12 protein-coding genes are annotated in these 16348 nt (G+C 68.9%); 4 read left to right on the top strand and 8 right to left on the bottom strand.

Annotated elements, in window-relative coordinates; translation table 11 throughout:
• Window positions 1-20 precede the first annotated feature (20 nt).
• The 4 genes from KGA65_RS15385 to KGA65_RS15370 all read right to left on the bottom strand — a co-directional run bounded on the left by KGA65_RS15385 (window position 21) and on the right by KGA65_RS15370 (window position 6120).
• Window positions 21-1295, bottom strand: coding sequence for an MgtC/SapB family protein (locus KGA65_RS15385; RefSeq protein WP_225863985.1), 1275 nt, complete (start codon window positions 1293-1295; stop codon window positions 21-23).
• A 6-nt stretch (window positions 1296-1301) separates the two neighbouring features.
• Entirely contained in the window at window positions 1302-2675 is a 1374-nt protein-coding gene (locus tag KGA65_RS15380) for an MBL fold metallo-hydrolase RNA specificity domain-containing protein (protein ID WP_225863984.1), read from the bottom strand.
• A gap of 110 nt (window positions 2676-2785) precedes the next feature.
• On the bottom strand, window positions 2786-4525 hold the full coding sequence (locus tag KGA65_RS15375; RefSeq protein ID WP_225863983.1) for a methyl-accepting chemotaxis protein: 1740 nt from the start codon (window positions 4523-4525) through the stop codon (window positions 2786-2788).
• A gap of 212 nt (window positions 4526-4737) precedes the next feature.
• Window positions 4738-6120 carry a DEAD/DEAH box helicase gene (locus KGA65_RS15370; RefSeq protein WP_225863982.1) on the bottom strand — a complete coding sequence of 461 codons (1383 nt, stop codon included), beginning with the start codon at window positions 6118-6120 and terminating at the stop codon, window positions 4738-4740.
• A gap of 272 nt (window positions 6121-6392) precedes the next feature.
• Here KGA65_RS15370 and KGA65_RS15365 point away from each other — a divergent pair, with 272 nt between their 5' ends.
• The 4 genes from KGA65_RS15365 to KGA65_RS15350 all read left to right on the top strand — a co-directional run bounded on the left by KGA65_RS15365 (window position 6393) and on the right by KGA65_RS15350 (window position 11808).
• A complete protein-coding gene (locus tag KGA65_RS15365; protein ID WP_225863981.1) occupies window positions 6393-7376 on the top strand; it encodes an IS5 family transposase in 984 nt (327 codons plus the stop codon).
• 214 nt (window positions 7377-7590) lie between these two features.
• The gene (locus KGA65_RS15360) at window positions 7591-9435 is read left to right on the top strand and encodes a putative bifunctional diguanylate cyclase/phosphodiesterase (RefSeq protein ID WP_225863980.1); all 1845 of its coding nucleotides are present in this window, start codon (window positions 7591-7593) and stop codon (window positions 9433-9435) included.
• 131 nt (window positions 9436-9566) lie between these two features.
• Window positions 9567-11231, top strand: coding sequence for an energy-dependent translational throttle protein EttA (gene ettA / locus KGA65_RS15355; protein ID WP_225863979.1), 1665 nt, complete (start codon window positions 9567-9569; stop codon window positions 11229-11231).
• 208 nt (window positions 11232-11439) lie between these two features.
• Window positions 11440-11808, top strand: coding sequence for a hypothetical protein (locus tag KGA65_RS15350; RefSeq protein ID WP_225863978.1), 369 nt, complete (start codon window positions 11440-11442; stop codon window positions 11806-11808).
• Window positions 11809-11854: 46 nt separating this feature from the next.
• Here KGA65_RS15350 and KGA65_RS15345 read toward each other — a convergent pair whose 3' ends face one another.
• The 4 genes from KGA65_RS15345 to KGA65_RS15330 form a co-directional block, all read right to left on the bottom strand.
• Window positions 11855-13657 (bottom strand): aminopeptidase P family protein, encoded by a 1803-nt coding sequence (locus KGA65_RS15345; RefSeq protein ID WP_225863977.1) that lies wholly within the window; start codon window positions 13655-13657, stop codon window positions 11855-11857.
• Between the two features lie 82 nt (window positions 13658-13739).
• Window positions 13740-14084: a YkgJ family cysteine cluster protein gene (locus tag KGA65_RS15340; RefSeq protein WP_225863976.1), complete on the bottom strand. Its 345-nt coding sequence runs from the start codon at window positions 14082-14084 to the stop codon at window positions 13740-13742.
• Entirely contained in the window at window positions 14081-15577 is a 1497-nt protein-coding gene (locus tag KGA65_RS15335; RefSeq protein WP_225863975.1) for a bifunctional serine/threonine-protein kinase/universal stress protein, read from the bottom strand. Before KGA65_RS15335 ends, KGA65_RS15340 begins: the two co-directional genes overlap by 4 nt.
• Window positions 15567-16310: a metallophosphoesterase family protein gene (locus tag KGA65_RS15330; RefSeq protein WP_225863974.1), complete on the bottom strand. Its 744-nt coding sequence runs from the start codon at window positions 16308-16310 to the stop codon at window positions 15567-15569. The genes KGA65_RS15335 and KGA65_RS15330 overlap by 11 nt, the downstream gene beginning before the upstream one ends.
• Window positions 16311-16348: the final 38 nt, after the last annotated feature.

Below are 16348 nucleotides of genomic sequence, written 5' to 3'. Positions count from 1 at the left end.
TGTCCCGCAGGGCGGACGGCTCAGAGAGCGCGGGTCAGCCACCAGCCCAGCCAGCTGGCCGCGGCTGAGCTCAACAGGGTGGCGGCCACCGGCAGGGCGAATTGGCGCCCACCGGCCGAGGCCGCCACCACCGCCCGCGACACCGAGTTGGCGGTGATCACCGCGACGACACCGACTTTGGCCGTGGCCAGGTCCAGGTCACCGCTGCTGTAGAGCCCGCCCAGCGCCGCCGCACTGGCATGGGCGTCGACCATGCCGGAGAGCGAGGCGCTGGCCACGACAGCCTCGGGCCCCAGCCATTGCGAGGCGGCCCGCACCAGCCAGGACACGCCGGCCAGTGCACCGGCCACCAGCAGGGCCTCGCGCAGCTGCAGCACGCGCGCACCCGCCACTGGCCCCGCGGGGCCGGCGTCGGGCGTGGCGTGCCAGATCAGGGTCAGGGTGCCGGCCGCGGCCATCAGCGTGCCCAGTGCGGCGGGGGCCGCCAGATGCCAGGCCAGTTCGGGCGACTGGGTGAGCAGGATCAGCTCGGCCTGGGTCCAGGTGGCCACCGTGGAGGCCACGGCCGCCGTCAGCGCAGCCCGTGCGGGCAGCTCGCCGTGGCGGGCCTTGGCCCCCATCGTGGCGATGGTGGCGGTGCTGGAGACCACGCCGCCGAACACGCCCGTCAGCACCATGCCGGCGCGCTCGCCAAAGGCCCGCAGCGCCACATGGCCGGCCGCCTGCATGCCCAGCAGCAACAGCACCAGCAGGGCGATCTGCCGCAGGTTCAGGCCACCAAGCGCCGCCAAGGGGCCGGGGGGGATCAGCGGCAGGGCCACCAGCGAGAAGGCGGCCAGCATCAGGCCATCGTGCAGCTCGGCCTCGGTCAGCACCCGGGTCGAGAAGCGGTGCAACTGGGTGCGCGAGGCCAGCAGCCCGGCCAGCACCACGGCCAGCCCACCGCCCTGCAGCGGGGCGACAGCGCACAGCACCCCGATCACATAGGTGGTGAACAGGGCCAGTTCGGTGGTCACGCCCGGGTCGCGCTGCAGGCTGCGCAGGTACGAGAAGACGCCCAGCAGCATCACCATCAGCCCCCCCAGCAGCACCAGCGACGGCTGCTGGAGCTGCACGTTCAGGCTCTGGGCCAGCGCCCCCAAGAGCGAGGCCACACTGAAGGTGCGGATGCCGGCCGCGTTGCGTTCGCGGCTCTCGCCCTTGCGGCGCTCGCGTTCCAGCCCCACCAGCAGGCCGGCGCCCAGCGCTGCGGCCAGGCCCTGGACCATGCCGGGAAATTCCAGCGTCGGGCTCATCCGGGGTCAGGGCATGAAGCGGCCACCCGCTGGCGGCACGCGCACCGGCCACTGCAGTTCGTGGGCGATGCGCTGGCGCAGCGCGTCGGCGGCTTCGGGCTCGCCATGGACGACAAAGGTCTGGCGCGGCGGCTTCGTGGCCTGGCCCAGCCAGTTCATCAGCTCGTTGGCGTCGGCATGGCCAGAGAAGCCTTCGAGGTGGGTCACCGGTGCGCGCACCGGCACCCATTCGCCGTGGATCTTGACTTCCTTGGCGCCGCCCACCAGGCTGGCGCCCCGGCTGCCGCCGACCTGGAAGCCGGCGAACACGATGTGGTGCCGGTCGTCCGGGGCCATGTTCTTGAGGTGGTGCAGCACCCGGCCGCCGGTGGCCATGCCGCTGGCCGAGATGATGATGGCCGGCATGCGCGCGCCCATCTGCGAGCGCACCAGGCGCTGCGACTGGGCACTGGTGGTCACCAGGTGCACGCCATCGCACAGGTGCTGCATCTCGCGCTCGGGCACACGCAGCAGGCGGCGGTACTTGCGGTAGAGCGCGGTGGCCTCGATGGCCATCGGGCTGTCCAGGAAGATCGGCAGGTGGTTCGGGATCTCGCCCTGGGCCTTCAGGCGCTGCAGCACCAGCAGCAGGGACTGCGCGCGGCCCACGGCAAAGGCCGGCATCAGCACCGAGCCACCGCGGCGGATGGTGGCGTTGACGATGTCGGCCAGCACGCCGGCGATGTCCTCGCGCGGGTGCAGGCGGTTGCCGTAGGTGGACTCCGTCAGCACCACGTCGGCATGGTCCAACGGGGTGGGTGGCTTCATCAGCAGGTCGTTCTGGCGACCCAGGTCACCCGTGAACAGCAGGCGTTCCTCACCCAGCTCCAGCACGATGGAGCAGGCGCCGAGCAGGTGGCCGGCCGGGCGCAGGGTGAACTGCAGCGGGCCCTTGCCAACCGCGCGGGTGCGGCCCTCGGGCACGGTGACCATCTGCGACACGGCCCGCTTGGCGTCGGCCTGTGTGAACAGTGGCAGGGCCTTGGCGTGGCGGCTGTAGCCGTAGCGGTTGGCCCGGCGCGCATCTTCTTCCTGCAGGTGGGCCGCGTCCAGCAGCAGCACCTCCGCCAGGTCGCGCGTGGCCGGCGAGGTGTAGATCGGGCCGCGCCAACCATGGCGCACCAGCACCGGCAGCCAGCCGCTGTGGTCCAGGTGGGCATGGCTCAGCACCACCGCATCGGCGGCCATGATCTCGGGCGAGGGCGGCAGCCAGTTGCGTTCGCGCAGGACCTTGAAGCCCTGGAACATGCCGCAGTCCAGCAGCACCCGTTGTCCACCCCAGGTCACCAGATGGCGCGAGCCGGTGACACAGTCTGCCGCGCCGAGAAAGTCGATTTGCATGCCGAATCCGTGAAGTGCCAACGCACCGTCAGCACGGTGCGTCGCGATCAGAAAACGCCCATGATGGCACGGCCGCGCCCCGCGGAACGCAGGGGCGGGTCAAGCCGGGGTCAGAAGGTGTTCCAGTCGCCCTCTTCGGTCAGGGCCGGGACGGGGGCGGACGGGGCCTTGGCCGGGGCGCGTGGCGGGGGGGATGTGGGGCGGGTCGGCTGGGCCTTCATCGCCTTGCGCAGGGCCACGGCGTCCGTCGGCGGGGCGGTGCCGGTCTGGCCGCGCTTGAGCTGAAACACCGAGACCGAGGCGGCCACTTCACTGGCCTGGTCGCGCAGCGTGGAGGCCGAGGCGGCGATCTCCTCGACCAGGGCGGCGTTCTTCTGGGTCAGACCATCCATCTCGGAGACGGCCTGGTTCACCTGGCTCACGCCCAGCATCTGCTCCTGCATGCCGTGGCTGAGCTGCTGGATGAACTGGTGGACCTCGTCGATCGCGCCCCGGGCCTGCGCCATGGCCGTGCGTGCGACGTCGGTCTGCTGGTTGCCGGCCTGGACCTGCTCGGCCGAGGACTGGATCAGCGAACGCACCTCGCGGGCCGCCACCGAGGTGCGTTGGGCCAGCGCCCGCACCTCACCGGCCACCACGGCAAATCCGCGGCCCTGTTCGCCGGCTCGCGCGGCTTCCACGGCGGCGTTGAGAGCGAGGATGTTGGTCTGGAAGGCGATGCTGTCAACGACCTGGATGATGTCGGCGATCTTGCTGGACGCTTCGCTGATCTGACTCATCGTCGAGGACAGCGCCTGCACCGCGCTGGCGCTGTGCTCGGTCACGGTGCGCGCGTTGGCGGCGCGGTCCGCGGCCTGCTGGGCCATCTCGGTGCTCTGGCGGATCGTGCTGGTGATCTCCTCCATCGACGAGGCGGTCTCCTGCAGGCTGCTGGCCTGGGCCTCGGTGCGGGCGGAGAGGTCGTGGTTGCCGTCGGCGATCACCGTGGTGTCGCGCTGCATCTGGACCACGCCATTGCGGGCATCCCGCACGATGGACATCAGGTTGACGTTGAGCTGGGCCAGGGCCTGGACCAGCCGCCCGATCTCGTCTTGACGATGGTTGTCGATGGTCTGGGTCAGGTTGCCACCCGCGATCTGGTTGGCGAACTGGATCAACTGGGCCAGGGGCGTGGTGACCAGGTTGCGCAGCAGTGCGGAGCCCGTGAAGCCCAGCGCCAGGGCAATGGCGGCGCCTGAGGCCAATTCCCCCAGGCCGATGGCCGTCAGGCCCCTGGCCTCCCACTCGCCCATCAGGAAGCTGATCATCCCCGCACCCGCGGTGATCAGCACGATGCTGCCGCGCAGTCCGGGGCGCAGGGCCCGCAGCGCGCGTTGCCACAGGCGGGTGGAGTGCAGGCTGCCTTGCTGCAGCACCAGGGTCTGACGGCCGGCCTGCGCTTCTTCACGCATGCGCTTGTAGAGTTGTTCGGTTTGCTCGACGGCTGCGCGCGAGGGCTGGGTGCGCACCGACATGAAACCCGTCACCTGGCCATTGGCGTCGGTCAGCGGGGTCACATTGGCCTGGACCCAGTAGTGATCGCCATTCTTGCGGCGGTTCTTCACCAGGGCCGACCACGGAGAGCCGGCCTGGATGGTGGCCCACATGTCGCGGAAGGCTTCCGCCGGCATGTCGGGGTGCCGGATCAGGTTGTGGGGTTGACCCAGCAACTCTTCGCGGGTGTAGCCACTGACTTCGATGAAAGCAGCGTTGCAGTAGAGGATGCGACCTTGCAGGTCGGTGCTGGAGACCAGTGTTTCACCCTCGGGAAAGGGCAGCTCCCGTTGAGTGACAGGCAGATTGACACGCATATGGCTCCCGGGGATGTGTCGTTCGAGGTATCGGGTCCAGCAGGACACCTGCGGAAACCGGCGCGCCCATTGACGGGTGTGCCGGCTGACGAGATTTCACCCTGTCTCATCGGCGGGCAAGACGCGGAAATGAGCGCCCCAAGATGGGGTGTTTCTCCCGATACTGACGAAAAAAAGCCGCCCGAAGGCGGCTGTTTCAGCGGCGAGTCGCTTCAGCGGCCCGTGCGCGGCGGGCGGCCCGACGGGGCGGCACCCCGCTCGCGTCGACCCGTTTCGGGGCCACGGCCAGCGCCCCGGGGGGCGGCCGCGCGAGGCTGGCTGCTGGGCTGACCCTGGCGGGGACGCGCATCGCCACTCCCGGGGCGTCCACCCTGGCCGCCCCGGCCCTTGGCGGCACCCACGCCGATGGTCATGCGCCGCCCCAGCACGATGGGCTCGGGCTTCTCGCCAGCGGGCGGCTCGAAGCCGGGCACGACTTCCTTGGGGATGGCGCGCTTGATCAGCTTCTCGATGTCGCGCAGGAACTGCTCTTCGTCCACGCAGACCAGCGAGACGGCCTCGCCCTGAGCGCCGGCCCGGCCGGTGCGGCCGATGCGGTGCACATAGTCCTCGGGCACGTTGGGCAGCTCGAAGTTCACCACGTGGGGTAACTGGTCGATGTCGATGCCGCGGGCCGCGATGTCGGTGGCCACCAGCACCTGCAAGGTGCCGGCCTTGAACTCGGCCAGGGCCTTGGTGCGGGCGCCCTGGCTCTTGTTGCCGTGGATGGCCATCGCGCTGATGCCTTCCTTCTCGAGGAACTCGGCCAGGCGGTTGGCGCCGTGCTTCATGCGGGTGAAGACCAGCACCTGGTTCCACCGACCCTCCTGGATCAGGTAGGCCAGCAGTTCCTTCTTGCGTTCGCGACCGACCGGGATCACCTTCTGGGCGATGGTGTCGGCGGTGGCGTTGCGGCGGGCCACCTCGATCAGCGAGGGGTGGTTGAGCAGCCGCTCGGCCAGCGCCTTGATGTCGTCGCTGAAGGTGGCCGAGAACAGCAGGCTTTGCTTCTTGGCCGGCACGATGGCCAGCACCTTCTTGATGTCGTGGATGAAGCCCATGTCGAGCATGCGGTCGGCTTCGTCCAGGATGAAGATCTCGACCTGCGACAGGTCCAGCGTGCCATGCTGGTGGTGGTCCAGCAGACGGCCCGGTGTGGCCACCAGGATGTCCACGCCCTTGCGCAGCTTGTCGATCTGCGGCTGCATGCCCACGCCGCCGAACATCACCATGCTGGTCAGCGGCAGGTACTTGCCATAGTTGCGCACGCTTTCCTCGACCTGGGCCGCCAGCTCGCGGGTGGGGGTGAGGATCAGGGCGCGGATCATGACGCGACCGCGGGCATCACGCTTGGGGCCGGCCGCAGCCAAGCGGTGCAGCATGGGCAGCGTGAAGCCGGCGGTCTTGCCCGTGCCGGTCTGGGCACCGGCCATCAGGTCGCCGCCCAGCAGCACGGCCGGGATGGCCTGGGCCTGGATCGGGGTGGGCTGGGTGTAGCCCTGTTCGCGCACGGCGCGCACGATCGGTTCGGCCAGGCCGAGTGAATCAAAATTCATGGAGGCTCAGATAGGGAGCAGGTGCCGATCCGTCGCCCGCAGAGAGGGGCGACCAGCAGGGGACCGGACGGGATGGACAGAAGCGGCACGTCGAAAAGCGTGGCTTTCGTCGGAAACGACGCGGCCACCGTCAGGCTGGTGCTGGTAGTGGCCTGTCGTCAGTGTAGCAGCACGCCTGGCGCGGCATGAGGGATTTCCACATCACCGGCCTTCCCCCCTAGGGAAGGTCTGCACAACCTCGGCGCCAGCGCCCGATGTGAGACAGTGGCGGTATGAAACAGATGAGCCTGGGCGAGAGCGGATTCGAGCGCAAAACCAAGAGGACTCGCAAGCGCGAGTTCCTGGACGAGATGAACCTGGTGGTGCCCTGGGCCGAGCTGGTGTCGTTGATCGCGCCGCACGCACCAGCTCCTGGCGCCAAGGGCGGACGCCCACCGTTTGCCGTGGAGACCATGCTGCGCATTCACTTCCTGCAGCAGTGGTTCAACCTCTCGGACCCGGCCATGGAAGAGGCGCTGTACGACATGGCGCTGTTCCGTGAGTTCGTGGGGCTGGATGCCGGGGAAGACAACCTGCCCGACGAGAGCACCATTCTTCGGTTTCGCCACCTGCTCGAAGCTCACAACCTGAGCTTGCAGATCCTGGCCACTGTCAACGCCACGCTGGCTGCCAAGGGCCTGCTGCTCAAGAGCGGGACGGTGGTCGATGCCACGCTCATTGCAGCGCCGAGCTCGACCAAGAACAGCAGCGGCGAACGCGACCCCGAGATGCACCAGACCAAGAAGGGCAACCAGTGGCACTTCGGGATGAAGGCCCACATCGGGGTCGACGCAGACTCGGGCCTGGTGCACACGGTGGTGGGCACGGCGGCCAACGTCAACGACGTGACGCAGGCGCATGCGTTGGTGCACGGAGCGGAAACCGATGTCTTTGCCGACTCGGGTTACCAGGGCGTTGGCAAGCGGGAAGAGACGCAAGAGATCAACGTCAACTGGCACGTGGCCATGCGGCCGGGCAAGCGCAAGGTGCTGGACAAGAGCACGCCGATGGGCGCCATCCTGGACCAGCTGGAGCAGATCAAGGCGCGCATCCGGGCCAAGGTCGAACACCCTTTCAGGGTGATCAAGCGCCAGTTCGGGCATGTGAAGGTGCGCTATCGGGGACTGGCCAAGAACACGGCGCAGCTGCACACGCTGTTTGCGCTGTCCAACCTGTGGATGGTGCGCCGCACGTTGCTGCAGGAGATGCGGGGATGAGTGCGTCCAAATGCGGCCAGAGGGCCGTGAATCAGGGCGAAATCGGCCTGAAAGCGGACCTCGTGAGCCAGAAATCGCCATCATCTGAAATCGGATGCATCAACTCACGCAGCGCCGGGTGTTGTGCAGACCTTCCCTAGGGCGGAGGTGAGTGTTGTCCCCTCCCCCGGTTACATTTCTCCGGACCACCTCTTCCGGTCGGTAACTCCTTTTCATGCCGTACTTTTCAGCCCATTGGTCCCGTCTGTTTGCACACCTGCGCAACTGGTGGGAATGCCGGTGCGCCGGCGACGGCTGGGGGTATGGCGATGCCACGCCCCTGCCGGGCGAGCTGTCGGACGACGGGGTGCGCGACGTGCTGTGGGACCTGGATGCCCAGGGCCGGGTGGCCCTGGGCGGAGAGCGTTTGGCGGACTGGCTGGGGCTGCCGCCCGAGCAGTTGCGGCAGCAGCCCTGGCTGGAGCTGCTGGAGCGCGTGCAGGTGGCCCCGGCCGCCGCCCATCAGGGCGTGCAGGCCCTGCGCGATGCTCTGGCGCGGGGCAAGCCCTTTCGTGACCTGGCCCTGCAGGTCCACGGGGCGGCGGGCTTGCGCTGGTGGTCGGTGTCGGCCAAGCCGCTGCGGGATGCCGCCGGCACCTGCGTGGGGTGGCGTGGCGTGGTGTCAGATGCCACGCCCGATCTGCCGTCCGCACCGGCCGCGGGGTACCAGGATGCCTTCACTGGGCTGGCCAACCGGTCTCAGTTGCACGAGCGCCTCTTGCAGATCCTGGCCTACCGCGGTGATTCGCCGCGCCGCAGCGCGCTGATCGTGCTCGATCTGGACAACTTCAAGTCCATCAACGATGCCCTGGGACATTCGGTGGGTGACGCGGCGCTGCGCATGGTGGCCCAGCGGCTGCAGTCGGTGCTGCGCAAGTCGGACCTGGTGGTGCGTTTGGGCGGGGACGAGTTCGCAGTGTTGCTGGACGATGTGCGCAGCGACGACGAGATCCAGCAGCTCGCCCGCCGGCTGATGCAGGTGATCAACGCCCCCGGCGAGGTCAAGGGCCGTTTGGTTCACCCCTCGGCCAGCATGGGGGTGGCCCTCATCCCCGACCATGGCGAGACGGTCGACGATGTGCTGGGGCATGCCGATCTGGCCCTGAGCGCCGCCAAGGAGCGCGGTCGGGGCCGGTGCGAGTACTTCGCCCCCTGGATGGGCGAGCGCAGCCGCCGGCAGGTGGTCTTGGAACACGAGCTGCGCGAGGCCTTGTCGCGTGGCGAGCTGAGCCTGGCCTGGCAGCCCTGGGTGGCGATCGAGGCCTGGCAGGTGGTCAGTGCCGAGGCCTTGGTGCGCTGGCAGCACCCCACGCTGGGCTGGGTGCCTCCCGCCGAATTCATCCCGGTGGCCGAGAAGTGCGGCTTGATCGGCGAGATCGGCGCCTGGGTGATGCAGCGGGCCTGCGAGGAAGCCCAGAGCGTGCTGGGCGACCTGCGGATCTCGGTCAATGTGTCGCCGGTGCAGATGATGCAGCCCGGCCTGGTGGACGACGTGCGCCGGGCTCTGTCCAGCACGGGCCTGGCCCCGGGGCGGCTGGAGGTCGAGATCACCGAAGGCGTGATGCTGGACGCCACCCCGACGGCGATGAGCAACCTGCACCAGATCAAGGCGTTGGGCGTGCAGATCGCGCTGGACGACTTCGGCACCGGCTACTCCTCGCTGGCCTATCTGCGCCGCTTCCCCTTCGACACCCTGAAGATCGACCGTGCCTTCGTGCGCGAACTGCTGGGCTATCCCGACGCCCGCGCGATCGTGCGCACCATCGTCGAACTGGCCCGGCTGCTGGGCATGCGCACGGTGGCCGAAGGGGTCGAGGAGGCCGCCCAGCTCGATGTGCTGCAGCAGGCGGGCTGCACCGCGGTCCAGGGCAATCTGCTGGCCCAGCCGATCGCCGCCCAGGCGTTGCGCCGGCTGATCGAGGGCTGGGACCGCGGCTCCCGGCCGATCCCGGCCGAATTGGCCCTGGCCGACGCCGGCGCATCACCGCAGCTGCCGCTGGGCTGGCCGTCCGCGCGATAATTGCGGATTCGTCGGGCTGGCCGCAGGCCGCGCACCGGCTCTTGCACTTCTTTCATTTCCCGCTGCCTGCGGTCTGCAGTGCGGCGGGCCGGTCCGTTGTGACCGGCTTTCCTCTTCTTTCGGGACAAGCAATGGCGCAATACGTCTTCACCATGAACCACGTCGGCAAGATCGTGCCGCCGAAGCGGCAGATCCTGAAGGACATTTCGCTGTCCTTTCTCCCCGGCGCGAAGATCGGTGTGCTGGGGCTGAACGGTGCCGGCAAGTCGACCTTGCTGAAGATCATGGCCGGCATCGACAAGGAGATCGAGGGCGAAGCCGTCCCGATGCCTGGCCTGAAGATCGGGTATCTGCCGCAGGAGCCCAAGCTCGACCCCGAGCAGACCGTGCGCCAGGCGGTGGAAGAGGGCATTGGCGGGGCGCTGGCCGCCCGCAAGCGCCTGGAAGAGGTGTATGCCGCCTACGCGGAGCCGGATGCCGACTTCGATGCCCTGGCCACCGAGCAGGCCGAGCTGGAAGCGGTCATCGCCGCCGCGGGTGGCGAGAACACCGACCACCTGCTGGACATTGCCGCCGACGCGCTGCGCCTGCCGCCCTGGGACGCCAAGATCGGCCCCCTGTCCGGTGGTGAGAAGCGCCGGGTGGCCCTGTGCCGCCTGCTGCTGTCCAAGCCCGACATGCTGCTGCTCGACGAACCCACCAACCACTTGGACGCCGAAAGCGTGGAGTGGCTGGAGCAGTTCCTCAAGCGCTTCTCCGGCACCGTGGTGGCCATCACCCACGATCGCTACTTCCTGGACAACGCTGCCGAGTGGATCCTGGAACTCGACCGCGGCCATGGCATCCCGTACAAGGGCAACTACTCCGACTGGCTGGACGGCAAGGAAAAGCGGCTGGAGCAGGAGCAGAAGACCGAGGACGCCCGTGCCAAGGCCCTGAAGCAGGAACTGGAATGGGTGCGCAAGAACGCCAAGGGCCGCCAGGCCAAGAGCAAGGCGCGTCTGGCCCGCTTCGAGGAGCTGAGCGACGTCGAATACCAGAAGCGCAACGAGACCAACGAGATCTTCATCCCGGTGGCCGAGCGCCTGGGCAACGAGGTGATCGAGTTCGTCAACGTCAGCAAGAGCTTCGGTGACCGCGTGCTGATCGACAACCTGTCGTTCAAGGTGCCCGCGGGGGCCATCGTCGGCATCATCGGCCCGAACGGCGCTGGCAAGTCGACGCTGTTCCGCCTGATCCAGGGCGTCGAGAAGCCCGACTCGGGCGAGGTGAAGATCGGCAAGACCGCCCAGCTGGCCTTCGTGGACCAGAGCCGTGACGGCCTGGCCGCCGACAAGACCGTCTGGGAGGATGTGTCGGGCGGCCTGGACAACATTGTGGTCGGCAAGTTCGTGATGCCCAGCCGCGCCTACCTCGGCCGCTTCAACTTCAAGGGCAACGACCAGCAGAAGCTGGTGGGACAGCTCTCCGGTGGTGAGCGTGGCCGTCTGCACCTGGCCAAGACCCTGGCCCAGGGTGGCAACGTGCTGATGCTCGACGAACCGTCGAACGACCTGGACGTCGAAACCTTGCGTGCGCTGGAAGATGCCCTGCTGGAATTCGCCGGCTCGGCCATGGTGATCAGCCATGACCGCTGGTTCCTGGATCGCATCTGCACCCACATCCTGGCCTGCGAAGGCGATTCGCAGTGGTTCTTCTTCGACGGCAATTTCTCGGAGTACGAAACCGACAAGAAGAAGCGTCTGGGCGAGGAAGGGGCCCAGCCGCACCGTCTGCGCTTCAAGGCCCTCAAGTAAGCCGCTGCGCACTTTGCACTTGCGGCACCGAAGAAACGCCCCCCATGTTTGAGGGGCGTTTTTTTGTGTGGAATGTCACCGCCGCCGAACCTCCTCAGTTCGTCTATCGGCAGGCGCAGGGCTTTGAACGAGACTCATGAATCAGGCCGCCCGGTCCGCATCGGATCTGGCGGCCTGTCGCTACTACAACACCATGAGGAAACGTCCAATGTCTCGTTTTGTCCGCCTTGCCGCCGCTCTGGCCGTGGCATCCATCGCCACCGGCTGCGCGTCCACCGCCCACTTCGAATCCGACCCGCCGGGGGCGCAGGTCAGCTACAACGGTGAAAAGGGCGCGGTGATCGGCACCACGCCGTTCGTGAAGACCGTCAATGACCAGTTCGGCTGGTTCAGCGTCTACCGCTTCACTGCCACGCTGGACGGCTACGAGCCCGAGACCATCGAATTCGCCGAGCGCAGCCCGCTGGACGCGGCCAACGTCGTGCCCGCGATGGTGCAGTTCAAGTTGAAGAAGGTCGAGCCCGCTGCGGCCGTGGCCCCGGCGGCGCCGGCCTCGGCGGCCAGCGCGGCCCAGTAAGCCGGGCGCTCCTGCGGCCCGCCTGTCCGGCGAGCCGCAGGGGGCCTCAGATCCCGATGGGCTCCGTGCGGGCCAGCAGCCAGGCCAGCGCGTCCCCAGCCAGCCGGGGAGCCAGGCGTTCACGCACGGTGGCGTGGTAGTCGTCCAGCCAGACGATCTCGTCGGGTCGCAGCAGCGAGAGGTCCAGGCAGCGGGTGTCGATCGGGCACAGCGTCAGGGTCTCGAAGCGCAGGTAGTCGCCGAAGTCGGTGTGGCCGGCGGCGACGTTGAGCACCAGGTTCTCGATGCGCACGCCCCACTGGCCCGGCCGGTACAGACCCGGCTCGATCGAGGTGATCATGCCGGGCTGCATCGCCATGTCGGGTTGGGGCTGGGTCTTGCTGATCGACTGTGGCCCTTCATGCACGTTCAGGAAGTAGCCCACGCCGTGGCCGGTGCCGTGGCCGTAGTCCAGGCCGGCCTCCCACAGCGGTGCGCGGGCCAGCGCGTCCAGCATCGGGCTGAGTGTGCCCAGCGGGAAGTGGGCGCGTGAGAGGTTCATCGTGCCCCGGAGCACCCGGGTGAAATCCGCCTTCTGGGCCGCCGTGGGCGTGCCGATGGGCCAGACCCGGGTGATGTCCGTGGTGCCGCCGATGTACTGGGCCCCCGAGTCGATCAACAGCAGGCCGTTGCCCTCGATCACGGCATGCGCCTCCGGTGTGGCGCGGTAGTGCGGCATGGCGCCATTGGCGTTGAAGCCAGCGATGGTCGGGAACGACAGGCCGACAAAGCCGGGCTGGGCGGCGCGCTCCGCACTCAGTTTCTCGTCGACCGTGATCTCGGTGATGCGCTCGCCGCGCGCCAGTGCTGCCTCGAACCAGGCATAGAAGCGGGCCATGGCCACGCCATCGGCGATCATGGCCTCGCGCACATGGGCCACCTCGGCCTCGGTCTTGCGGCTCTTGGCCAGGGTGCTGGGGTTGATGGCCTCGATCACCTTCACCCCGGCAGGCACGGCCTCGCGCAGGCCCAGGGTGACCCGCTTGGGGTCCACCCACAGCACGGCATCGGCCGGCAGTGCGGCCAGGCCGGCCGCCGCCTGAGCGTAGTCGGCCAGCGTGATGCCCTCGGCCGCCAGCGTGGTGGCCAAGGGGGCGGGGATCTTGCCCGCGCCCACGTACAGGGTGGCCGTCTGGGGCGAGATCAACAGATGGGCCAGGAAGACCGGGTTGTACTCGACGTCCGCGCCGCGCAGGTTGGTGATCCAGGCGATGTCGTCCACCGAGGACACCAGGTGGTGCGTGGCGCCCCGGGCAGCCAGGGCGTCGCGCACCAGGGCCAGCTTGGTCCGGCGCGACCGGTCGGCCTCGGGTTGGTCGTAGATGGCGGCGGTGGGCAGGCCGGGGCGGTCGTCCCAGGCGGCGGCCAGCGGGTCCTGGCCGGTCACCAGCCGGATGCCGGCCTGCTCCGTCACCTGGCGCAGCTGCTGTGCGGCGGCCAGGCCCAGCACCTGGCCATCCACGGCCAGCGTCTGGCCGGCCTGCACATGCTGGGTGATCCAGTCCAGGTGGTGGGTGGCAGCGCCGGTGGGGATCTTCACCAGCGTGATGCCACTGCCGGCCAGCTCGGCCTCGGCTTGCACCCAGTAGCGGCTGTCTGCGAAGACGGCGGCCTCCTCCAGCGTGACCACCAGCGTGCCCATCGAGCCGGTGAAGCCCGAGAACCAGACGCGCCCCTGCCAATGCGCCGGCAGGTATTCGCTCAGGTGAGGGTCGCTGGAGGGCACCAGCACCGCCTGCAGACCGGCGGCGCGCAGGGTCTCGCGCAGGCGTTCGATGTGGCGGCGGGCTGGGGGATGGCGGGTGTCCATGGGTGAGGGTCCGTGAGGTGCCTGGCCCGGGTAGGGGCAGCGCACAGGTCAATGGGGTCGGCCCATTCTAGGAGGCCTGGTGTCAGCTGGCGTCGAGTGGGGGCAGGCCGTGCCGGCGGCGGGCCCGCTCGCAGGCGTCGTCGCCCCGGCCCAGCGGGGCCAGCAGGCCGAACTCGCGGCAGGGCGCGGGGCGCCATTCGTAGATACCGCAGCGGGCATCCACACCGACCCGGCCCGAGAGCGCGGCACAACGGGGCTGGGCGTGGTCGGTGCCGCGCATGCGGCACAGCGTCTCGTTGAGGGGGACCGCGAGGCCGTCCGGTACACAGCCGCCCTCGCTCTGCAGTTCCTCGCGGGCGAAGTCCACGCGAAAGCTGGCGCAACAGGCGCCGCAGTGGGTGCAGGGGTTGTCGTCGGGGAGGCTCATGGGGTGGTGGCGCTGGCCTGCGGTGCGCGCACCACGGTGACGGTGCAGTCCGATTCGGCCACCACCTGCGAGGACACGCTGCCCAGGTAGCGGCGCAGCGCCGATTGGCCGCGCGCGCCCATCACGATGTGGTCCACCTGGTTGCGGCGGGCGAACTCGACAATGGCGGCGGCGGGGTCGGGCGCTTCCAGCACATGGAAGGTCAGCCGGCCCTCGTCGAACTGAAGAGCCTTGCCGATGGGATGGGCCCAGTGCTTGAGCTGCACCAGCTGCTTCACATGCCGGCTCTGGCCGCTCTTGTCGACGAGATCGTCCATGCCGATGCGCGCGGTGCGCATCACGCTGACACAGGCCAGCCGGGCGCCGGGCTCGGTCTTCAGCAGGCGGGTCACGGTCTCGCGCAGCTGGGTGGTCAGGGCCGGGGTGGCCTCGGTGTCCACCGCGGCCATGATGATCGGGTTGCTGTGCACCTGGCCGGCCACGGTCACCGGCCGCTCCTCGGGCTCGGAGCCCAGCGCGAAGAACCAGCGCCGCAGTCGGGTCAGCGCGGAGGTGCGCTGCAGCTTCTCGGCACGGCGGGTCAGCAGGATCTGGGTGGGGGTCTGCAGTTCCAGCGCGAGCTGGGCGGCGCTTTGGTAGCGCTGCGCCGGGTCCACCTCCAGACATTTCAGGATCACCTCCTGCAGCCAGGGCGGGCAGTCGGCGCGCAGTGCGCGCGGGGGCACCGGGTCGACGTAGAGGCGCTTGCGCAGGCCACGCACCGAGTTCGGTGCGCCGAAGGGGCGCTCGCCGGTGGTGAGGTGGTAGAGCATCACGCCCAGCGCGAACAGGTCGCTGCGCGGGTCGTTGCGCACGAACTGCACCTGCTCGGGCGACATGTAGGGACCGGTGCCCATCGGCAGCGTGAATTCCTCGTCCAGCAGGTCGGGCAGCTGGTCATGGCGCGACAGGCCGAAGTCCACCAGCACGGCGGTGCCGTCGGGGCGGAACAGGATGTTGCTGGGTTTGATGTCCAGGTGCACCACATGCTGGCGGTGCAGGTCGTGCAGCGCGGCCGCCACCCGTTCGGCGACGCTGACGATCTCGTCGAAGGGCAGGGGGGCTTCGTCCAGCCGCGGCCGCAGCGAGGGGCCCGGGATCTGCTCCATCACGATGTAGGGCTGGCGGGTGAAGTCGCCCTTGGCGATGAACTTCGGCACATGCGGGCCAGAGAGGGTCGGCATGATCATGCGCTCGACCTCGAAGCCGACGATGGTGGCCGGGTCCTCGCCGCCCTTGATGCGGGGCACCTTCATGATCAGGGGCAGGGCGTCGGGGCCGTGCAGCGGCGTGCCGTCCTCGGCCATCCGCGTGACCCGCCACAGCGTGGCCATGCCGCCGCGGTGCAGGGCCTCGTCGAGCCGGAAACCGTCCACCACCTGGCCGACCTTCAGTGGGGCGCCCGGGCCGGTGGGCGGGCCTTCTGCAGGGGGGAAGCTGCCGCTATTGACCATGGACCAGACGCTCCGCCAGACGGGCCGGCAGACCGGCCTCGAGGATCTTGCGTGCCGCCGTGTCGTGGTCGTAGGGCACGCGGTGGAAGGTCAGCATCTGCTCGCCCAGATCGAACATGGCATAGCAGGCCGCCGGATTGCCGTCACGCGGCTGTCCGACCGAGCCCGGAATGACCAGCCACTGGCGGATCGGTGGCAGCGGGATCGCGACCCCCGGCGAGGGCACGAAGTCACCCGCCTTGCCGGTGCCGGAGAGATGGAACAGCCGGGGCTCGTGCATGTGTCCGCAGAAGGTGTAGTGGCAGGGCGTGGCATGCAGGCTGCGCACGGCCTCCAGCCGGCCCTGGATGTACTCCCACTCGGCCGGTGCGAAGGCATTGGCATGCACGAACAGCATGTCGCCCTCAGTGTGCGAGAGCGGCCGCTCGGCCAGGAAGGCCAGTTGAGCGGGGGACAGCTGGCCGCGCGTCCATTCAACGGCCTGGCGGGCGTCCGGGCGCATCGTGGGGGAGATCTCGGTGGCGACTCCGGCGTCATGGTTGCCACCGACGGCGATGGCGCCCTGGTCCACATAGCGGCGCACTGTGTCGATGACCCAGCCGGGTTCGGCGCCATAGCCCACGTAGTCGCCCAGAAAGGCATAGCGGCCTGCGCCCTGGGCCTCGGCATGTTCCAGCACGGCCTGCACGGCCTCGCGGTTGGCATGCAGGTCGGTGATCAGGGCCAGCTTCATGGTGTCGTGAGGTCTCCTGCTGGAGACTGTGGCCCAAA

Source organism: Ideonella benzenivorans, assembly GCF_020387415.1.
Taxonomy (GTDB): Bacteria; Pseudomonadota; Gammaproteobacteria; order Burkholderiales; family Burkholderiaceae_C; genus Ideonella; species Ideonella benzenivorans.
The sequence above is the reverse complement of the archived record's forward strand: the minus strand, read 5'-3'. Positions and strand labels throughout refer to the sequence as shown.

Excerpts from the sequence above, each read along its gene's own strand:
- KGA65_RS15385 (WP_225863985.1), bottom strand. The coding sequence starts at position 1,295 with ATGAGCCCGACGCTGGAATTTCCCGGCATGGTCCAGGGCCTGGCCGCA.
- KGA65_RS15375 (WP_225863983.1), bottom strand. The coding sequence starts at position 4,525 with ATGCGTGTCAATCTGCCTGTCACTCAACGGGAGCTGCCCTTTCCCGAG.
- KGA65_RS15340 (WP_225863976.1), bottom strand. The coding sequence starts at position 14,084 with ATGAGCCTCCCCGACGACAACCCCTGCACCCACTGCGGCGCCTGTTGC.
- KGA65_RS15380 (WP_225863984.1), bottom strand. The coding sequence starts at position 2,675 with ATGCAAATCGACTTTCTCGGCGCGGCAGACTGTGTCACCGGCTCGCGC.
- ettA (WP_225863979.1), top strand. The coding sequence starts at position 9,567 with ATGGCGCAATACGTCTTCACCATGAACCACGTCGGCAAGATCGTGCCG.
- KGA65_RS15350 (WP_225863978.1), top strand. The coding sequence starts at position 11,440 with ATGTCTCGTTTTGTCCGCCTTGCCGCCGCTCTGGCCGTGGCATCCATC.
- KGA65_RS15365 (WP_225863981.1), top strand. The coding sequence starts at position 6,393 with ATGAAACAGATGAGCCTGGGCGAGAGCGGATTCGAGCGCAAAACCAAG.
- KGA65_RS15370 (WP_225863982.1), bottom strand. The coding sequence starts at position 6,120 with ATGAATTTTGATTCACTCGGCCTGGCCGAACCGATCGTGCGCGCCGTG.
- KGA65_RS15330 (WP_225863974.1), bottom strand. The coding sequence starts at position 16,310 with ATGAAGCTGGCCCTGATCACCGACCTGCATGCCAACCGCGAGGCCGTG.
- KGA65_RS15335 (WP_225863975.1), bottom strand. The coding sequence starts at position 15,577 with ATGGTCAATAGCGGCAGCTTCCCCCCTGCAGAAGGCCCGCCCACCGGC.
- KGA65_RS15345 (WP_225863977.1), bottom strand. The coding sequence starts at position 13,657 with ATGGACACCCGCCATCCCCCAGCCCGCCGCCACATCGAACGCCTGCGC.
- KGA65_RS15360 (WP_225863980.1), top strand. The coding sequence starts at position 7,591 with ATGCCGTACTTTTCAGCCCATTGGTCCCGTCTGTTTGCACACCTGCGC.